At 64.6% G+C, this 4,817-nt stretch carries 6 protein-coding genes; 4 read left to right on the forward strand and 2 right to left on the reverse strand.

The window, feature by feature from the left end:
• Positions 1-587: relaxase domain-containing protein (locus BGN97_RS04825; protein WP_292698603.1), on the reverse strand; the 587-nt coding region annotated here is incomplete at its 3' end.
• Between the two features lie 15 nt (positions 588-602).
• Positions 603-1,553 carry a hypothetical protein gene (locus BGN97_RS04830; protein ID WP_292698493.1) on the reverse strand — a complete coding sequence of 317 codons (951 nt, stop codon included), beginning with the start codon at positions 1,551-1,553 and terminating at the stop codon, positions 603-605.
• Positions 1,554-1,862: 309 nt separating this feature from the next.
• Between BGN97_RS04830 and BGN97_RS04835 the strand changes: the two genes are divergently transcribed.
• From BGN97_RS04835 to BGN97_RS04850, 4 genes are all read left to right on the forward strand, one after another.
• A complete protein-coding gene (locus BGN97_RS04835; protein ID WP_292698495.1) occupies positions 1,863-2,972 on the forward strand; it encodes a DNA cytosine methyltransferase in 1,110 nt (369 codons plus the stop codon).
• Positions 2,973-3,184: 212 nt separating this feature from the next.
• Positions 3,185-3,658: a GNAT family N-acetyltransferase gene (locus tag BGN97_RS04840; protein ID WP_292698497.1), complete on the forward strand. Its 474-nt coding sequence runs from the start codon at positions 3,185-3,187 to the stop codon at positions 3,656-3,658.
• 281 nt (positions 3,659-3,939) lie between these two features.
• Entirely contained in the window at positions 3,940-4,482 is a 543-nt protein-coding gene (locus BGN97_RS04845) for an XRE family transcriptional regulator (RefSeq protein ID WP_292698499.1), read from the forward strand.
• Positions 4,479-4,817: YbaK/EbsC family protein (locus BGN97_RS04850; protein WP_292698501.1), on the forward strand; the 339-nt coding region annotated here is incomplete at its 3' end. The genes BGN97_RS04845 and BGN97_RS04850, both read left to right, overlap by 4 nt.

A 4,817-nucleotide genomic window follows, 5' to 3' on the forward strand; every position in this document is an offset into this window, starting at 1 on the left:
CCGGTGACGCCGGTGCGGGTCGCGGCGACCTCGCGTTCCAGATACGCGATCATGTCCGCGACCGCCGCATGGTGCGCGTCGGCGATGAGCGCCTGCGTTCCCGCGTCGGCGACGGCCCAGAGCACGCTTGCGGATTTCGGGATCGAGAAGGTGAAGTCGAACCCCGCGACCGCCCGCCGCGTGCCCCGTTCAGCCTCTTCCGTCTCGATGGCGGCGATGGCCTCGCCGCGCGCCCGCGGAGTGAGCTCGGGGTCAAGGGTGGCGACGCGCTCGGCTACTCGTTCTGCGACCGGTGCGTAGACCGGGTAGGCGCGTCCGAGCGGGTTGCTCGTGATCGGGTCACGGCCCATGCCGATGAGGAGCTGGAGCTGCGGTTCCGAGACCGGATCGCCCTCCATGAGTCGGGCGGTCTCGGTGCCGAGGAAGGAGACGGCGGAGCCCAGCCAGAACCCCGGCGGCGTACCCTGCTCCGCGTAATACCTCGTCAGGGATGTTGAAAGGCTGCGATCGCCATCGCCCGCGACGATCGTGCGAGCGAAGTATTTGTACCCGTCGCCCGCCGACATCACCCGCATCGAAACCGTCATCGCGACCTGCCCCGGCTACAGGCTGCGACCGCGGGGCGGCTCGTTTCGGTCGTGCCGGCCTGCCCACGGGTGCCACCCGAACTTGCGTGGCTCGGCGCGCGGCGATGGCTTGGTGGGGTCAGCATGCACGGCACGGAGAGTCCCAAGCACGCTCGGTCGCGGCGGGAGTTCCCTCGCGTGTACTTCAACCTTGTGCCGCACGATCAGCTCGCGTTCATCGCGCCACTCGTCCGCAACCGTGTTAGCGGCGCGTTGGCGGACTTCCCACATCGCAAGGTAGCGGGGCTCGTGCTGACGGTGCCAGCTCTTCGCCGCGCCCAGCCGGGCCTCACGTTCGCCGGCCAACGTCATCACCTGTAAGCGGGTCTGCTCGGGCACTTCCTGCCCGTGGCGTTCGCGCCACGCTTCAACGAGAATCGCGACATCGTTATTCGCTTCGCGCGGGTCGAGCGCGAGCGCGTGGGCGTGCGCCCAGGCCATGCCGAGCCGATCTCCGAGCCAGTCGATCCCGTGCTCGACCTCCGCGACGTTGCGTGGTGGCGTTGGCGCAACCCCAGGGGTTGCAGGGGGTTGCATCTCGGCGGCGACCGCAACGAACTCGCTGGTCGCTGCTTGCCGGTTCGCGAGCCACGCGAAGGCGCTCATCCGTGCGAGTTCCGGGGGCATCTCCACCGGGTGTGCGTAGGCCAGCGCGGTGCGAATCAGGATGATCGCTTCCAGCGTCATCGGCACCGAAGCCTCGTTCTCGAAGGCCACGGCCAGCGCCTCGCATTGGTGCGACATAGTCGCGTGCGAGCCGATCACGGTTTCCATGTCGTCGCCGAGCGTCAGGGAGCCACCGCGAGGGCTGGCCGGGCCGTACTGATTGTCGGGCACCGCGGCGTGGACGACGCCGTAGTGGTGCAGATCGGACGCGATCGCGTCTCGTTCGCGTTTCGTGAGCACGAGCTGGATCGGGTCGGGCATGAGCAGGCCGCCTTTCGTCTCGACCGCGCCCGAACGGGCGCGGCTTCTAGTCCCCAGGTGATCGCCCGCTGCCGTCGAAGCGACGCTGCGGAGCGGTCAACTCTGCGTTGACTCGGGGCGGGCAAACCTCGATCTGCAAGACGCGTGGTAGCTCGGGAAGCCGGGATCTGACGAGGCCGGACTGAGGGTGATCTGGCGAGGAGCGGCGGCGGTCTGCGCGGCGCTCACGGAGCACCTGGCAGGTGACCAGCCTGGTCGGAATCTCAGCGTGAGGCGACGACTAGGGATCACCGATCTGCCGGAGTCCTCATGCCGAAACCTGTTCTTTCGCGTCCTCGGATCGGGTCGCTGTTCTCTGGGTACGGCGGCCTCGACCTCGCCGTCGAACACCTCACCGGCGGCGAAACGATCTGGTTCTCTGAACTCAACGAACACGTCGCCCGCGTCTTCTCCCACCATTGGCCGGATGCCCCCAACCTCGGTGACATCTCGGCCATCGACTGGGCGACCGTGCCGCCCGTCGATGTACTGTGCGGCGGGTTCCCCTGCCAGGACGTGTCGACCGTCGGCAAGCAAGCCGGTCTCGCACCCGGCACCCGCTCCGGTCTCTGGTCCTTCATGGCCTCAGCGATCGAAGCGCTGCAACCGGAACTCGTGGTGATCGAGAACGTTCGTGGACTGCTCTCCGCACCCGCTGACCGCCCCAAGACCGAAGGAGAAACCGATGCCGACGGCAACCCCGACGATGCAACCCCTACCCGTGCAACCCCTGGCGGTGTGGAACCCGACTCGTGGGTGCTGGGAGACGAGTCAGCCCGACCTCTTCGGGCGCTCGGCGCCGTTCTCGGCGATCTGGCCGACCTCCGGTATGACACGGAATGGATCGGCCTACCCGCATCCCTGGTCGGCGCACCTCATCATCGGTTCCGCATCTTCATCACCGCGCACCGCCAAGACATTGTTCCGAACCCCGCTCGCCTCGGACTCCTCACGGGGCGGGGAGAGCCTGGACACCGTGAAGGCCAGGCGAGGAACGGTGGCGCTGTCGCACCAGATCATCGACTTCGCCCTTCACGGACCGCATGGCTCGCCGGCCAGGCAGAACGCATCGGAGACACTGTTCACCCTGATCGACACTATCTTCGCGAATGGGGAGGCTACGCCGAAGCCATCGCTAGATGGGAACACATCACCGGACGACCAGCGCCAGCTCCCGCGTTCCTGACGGAAGACTCGATGCCGCGCCCCGCGCCGGAGTTCGTGGAGTGGTTCATGGGTCTCCCTCCGGGCTGGGTCTCCAGCCCCTTCCACATGCTTACGTCGAACCAACAGCTCACCGCACTTGGAAATGGCGTGCTCCCTCTACAAGCATTCCTTGCGCTCAAACGGTCAATGTCTCGGATAGGGCGAATCTCCTAATTACCGACTTTAGGTGGAGTCGTATCCTCCGTGAGCCACCCGCCCGGGTTCCGCGCACCGATGGCCGCCCATAGGGCTGTGTTGCCTAGTCCCGCAGCGGAGGTCCCGGCGGCGACTAAGCAAGTCGGACGAATGTTAAATTGCTGACAATGGTTACGAGATCTCCTTGGTTCCACCCCCGTCCTTCTGAGTCGGGTATTCACCTCGACATCGTGCCGGAGAGCGTCTTGGATGCCTTGGCCACAGGCGAAACGGCCTCACTTGCCCTGCCGTACGCGTCGTCCTACCTGCAGGGGCCCGATTGCGTTTGGTTGTGGCGGATACGAAGCGCGCAGATCAAAGAGACACCAGGGGACGCGGCCTGGATCACGCGGTTGATCATCGATCCCGAAATTGATATGCCCGTGGGCTTAGCAGGATTCCATGCAGCTCCTGATGCAGCGGGGATGGTCGAGGTCAGTTACCAGGTGGCCCCTGAATTCCGCCGCCGTGGCTACGCGCGAAGGTCGCTCGACGCGCTTCTTGCGGTCGCCGGCAGGGAGCCGGGTGTGAAAGCGGTGCGGGCGACGATCAGCCCGGACAATGCAGCTTCGCTCGCACTCATCAGCAGCTACGGGTTCGTCGAGCACGGCGAACAGTGGGACGAAGAAGACGGCAGGGAAATCATCTTCGAGATTCCCGCATGAGCAGCAGAGCCCTGCCGATGTTGATGGGCAGGGCTCTGCTGCCTGGATGGAGTCGGTGCCCGCGTCCGATCACACGAGGGTAGGAAACTTTTTCACTCCACCGGACTAGCCCAGTCGACGCGCATGAGCTCTATCGCGCACCGGGGACGGCGACTCTCCTTCAGGGCTGGGCCTCCCGCCCGTGCCACATGCTTACGTCGAACCAACAGCTCGTGCACTCGTCTCCAGTGCGCGCACCCTGCTATCGTTCTGTTATCAGAACGATAGCGAAGGATACGCCGATGGATGACTCTCTGGCCTCACGACTTCGTCAGGCACGTCAAGAGCGCGGGCTGACGCTGTCGGAGTTGGCGCGTCGGAGCAGGATTGGCAAGGGCACAGTTTCGGAGCTAGAGAACGGGCTACGCGGTGCTCGTCTTGACACCTTGTTCGCGCTGTCGACTGCCCTGCGTATCCCGTTGGGTGCCTTGATCCCAGCAAACGAGGGTGAATCACCCGTCTCTGTTTCGGGCGCTTCGGTTACAGCGATCCCGCTTGGTACTTGGAGAACTGGCTCGATAACCGTCGAGGCGTATCGGGCAACGGTCACCACACAGGAACAACACTCCGACGCTCACCAAGCGGGCGTCGAAGAAACGATAACGGTCATCTCAGGAAGAGTCCGCGTTGGTGTTTCCGGCAACGAACGCGAGCTCGGAATCGGCGAGAGCATCCGATACCCCGGAGACGAATCGCATTCTTTTGTTTCTATCAGCGGTGACGCCGAGATCGTTCTCCTCATGCACTACCCAGAACCTGTCGAAACAGAGAGGCACGAACAATGACCGAAGCTCATGCACTGCCAGAACGCAGCCAGATCGTACAACAGCACCTTGACGCAGCTGGAATCGCGAGCCGTGTACGTGAACTCCCGGAATCCACCCGGACCGCGGCGGATGCCGCTTCCGCGCTCGACTGCGAGGTCGGCGCAATCGCAAGCAGCCTGGTCTTCATTGCTGACGACCAACCGATACTTGTGATGACCAGCGGCCGACACCGGGTGGACATCACTGTCCTCGCTCGTCAGCTTGGCGCTCAATCGGTCGCGATGGCGCCTGCCAAAGTTGTGCGCAACGTTACTGGACAAGCCATTGGCGGGGTTTCACCGGTCGGGCACCCT

Origin of the sequence: Microbacterium sp. 69-10 (assembly GCF_001897945.1) — a bacterium.
Classification (GTDB): Bacteria; Actinomycetota; Actinomycetes; order Actinomycetales; family Microbacteriaceae; genus Microbacterium.